The sequence below is a fragment of the Flavobacterium sp. genome, from assembly GCF_044376915.1.
GTDB lineage: Bacteria > Bacteroidota > Bacteroidia > Flavobacteriales > Flavobacteriaceae > Flavobacterium.
The window spans coordinates 1-2,659 of the sequence record NZ_JBILKB010000145.1 but is presented as its reverse complement, the minus strand read 5'-3'; the positions used below and the strand labels follow the sequence as shown (position 1 = coordinate 2,659).

2 protein-coding genes are annotated in these 2,659 nt (G+C 37.2%); both read left to right on the top strand.

Features of this window, described 5'->3' with window-relative positions; all coding sequences use genetic code 11:
• The first annotated feature begins 152 nt into the window (after positions 1-152).
• Positions 153-1,988, top strand: a complete 1,836-nt coding sequence (locus tag ACIQ6Z_RS09905) for a glycoside hydrolase family 13 protein (protein WP_396210711.1) — start codon at positions 153-155, stop codon at positions 1,986-1,988.
• Between the two features lie 9 nt (positions 1,989-1,997).
• Positions 1,998-2,659, top strand: a 662-nt coding sequence (locus tag ACIQ6Z_RS09900; RefSeq protein ID WP_396210710.1) for an alpha-amylase family glycosyl hydrolase, incomplete at its 3' end; no start/stop codon positions are given.

Sequence of the window (2,659 nt, the reverse complement as noted above, 5' to 3'; positions counted from 1 at the left end):
AACATATAAACAAGACTGGATTAAAAAAATCTAGCCTTTACATATAGGTCGAACCTACGGTTCTCGGAAATATACCATAATCCCGTAGGAACAACTCATTGTTTAACAACGGATTTTAATCCGTTGGTTGCCTAGGTAAAAATAAAATCAGTATGAAAAAAATCTTCTTTTTACTACTTACTACAACATTTGCTTTCGCGCAAATCGATCGTGTTGAACCACCTTTTTGGTATGCCGACATGAATCTTTCTGAAGTGCAAATTATGTTCTACGGAAAAAATATTGCTCAAAATGAAGTAAACGTTTCCAATGGAGTAGTCATAAAGACTGTTCAAAAAACAGAAAATCCCAACTATCTTTTTGTAACTATTGATACCAAGAACGTAGTACCACAAGACTTGATTTTTTCGTTTTCCAAAAATAAAAAAGTAGTTTTTACAAAGTCATACAGCTTGAAATCAAGAAGAAAAGATTCTCGCTTTCGCAAAGGATTTGACAGTTCGGATATGATTTATTTATTAATGCCCGATCGTTTTGCCAATGGTAATCCAAATAATGACAGTACCGAAGAAACGATTGAAAAAGCCAATCGTACTAATAAAGACGGTCGTCACGGTGGTGATATTGAAGGAATCATCAACAACTTAGATTATATCAAATCCCTTGGAGCTACTGCTATTTGGCCAACTCCCCTTTGCGAAGACAATGACGAAAGAGGATCGTATCATACTTACGGACAATCCGATGTGTACAAAATTGATTCCCGTTTTGGAACCAACGAAGAGTATGTAAAATTGAGTGCCGAATTGCACCAACGCGGTATGAAAAACATTATGGATTATGTGACCAATCATTGGGGATACAAACATTGGATGATGAATGATTTACCAACTTACGATTGGATTCATCAATTTCCTGGTTTTAAGCAAACCAATTACCGAATGACATCTCAATTTGATCCAAACGCTGCACAAACAGATGCTCAAATGTGTATGGACGGATGGTTTGTCAAGTCAATGCCCGATTTGAACCAGACCAATCCTTTGGTTTTAAATTATTTAATTCAAAATGCCATTTGGTGGATTGAATATGCTGATTTAGATGGTTTCCGAGTGGACACTTATTCGTATTGTGATAAGAAAGGAATTGCTACCTGGACCAAAGCCATTACAGACGAATATCCGCATTTCAATATCGTGGGAGAAGTTTGGATGCACGACCAAGCTCAAATGGCCTATTGGCAAAAAGACAGTAAAATTGGTGCGATTCAAAGCTACAATTCCAACCTGCCTTCTGTAATGGATTTTACGCTTCACGATGCTATTAATGGAGGTGTTTTTAACGAAGATAAAGCCAGTTGGGACAAAGGAATAATTAAAGTATATGAAAATTTTACCAACGATTTTCTCTATCCAAACACGAACAATATTTTGGTTTTTGCCGAAAATCACGACACCAATCGTTTCAACCAAATCTACCAAGGCGATATTAAAAAATACCAAATGGCAATGAGTCTAGTGGCTACAGTTCGCGGTATTCCGCAATTGTATTACGGTTCTGAAATTGGAATGAAAGGCGATAAAAATGTGGGAGATGGCGACATTCGTCGTGACTTCCCTGGTGGATGGAAAGGCGATGCCAACAATGCTTTTACTGCAGATGGACGTACTAAAGAACAACAACAGTTTTTTGATTTTACAGCCAAATTGTTCAACTGGAGAAAAGGCAAATCAGTAATTCATACAGGAAAAACAACGCATTATATTCCAGAAAATAATGTCTACACTTATTTTAGATACAATGATGCTGAAAGTGTGATGGTAATCATCAACAATTCAGATGAAAAACAAGAAGTTGCTGTTTCCCGTTTTAAAGAAAATACACAACAGTATACAATTGGAAAAGACGTAATTTCTGGACAAACCATCAACATTAAAAATAACATTAGTATTGAAGCCCATTCGGCATTGATATTGGAACTTAAATAATCTATCTACATGAAAAAAACTGTTTTATTACTAGCTCTTTTTGCAGCGTTCATTTCGCCAAATGAAGCACAAGCTCAAAACCAACCCCAATCGAAAACAACTCCTTTTGTTTGGGAGGCAGCTAACGTCTATTTCTTATTGACTGACCGTTTTAATAACGGTGATCCAAGCAATGACATCAACTACAATCGTACTAAAGCAACCGGAAAATTGCGTGGTTTTATGGGTGGTGACGTCAAAGGGATCACTCAAAAAATTGAAGAAGGTTATTTTGACCGACTAGGAATTAATGCTATTTGGATGACACCTTTGGTAGAGCAAATCCACGATGGAACAGATGAAGGAACTGGATATAGTTATGGCTTTCATGGCTATTGGACTAAAGATTGGACAGCTTTCGATCCGAACTTTGGAACGGCTGAAGATGTTAAAATGATGGTAGAAAAAGCACATCAACATGGAATCCGAATTATTTTTGATGCTGTAATCAATCACACCGGACCTGTGACACCAATAGATGCCGTGTGGCCTGAAAATTGGGTGCGAACCAGTCCTGCTTGCGATTATAAAAATTACAAAAACACTACGGCTTGTACACTTGTAGCTAATCTTCCTGATACTCGTACAGAGAGTGAGGAAAACGTTGAACTGCCAGCTGCTTTAGTAGAGAA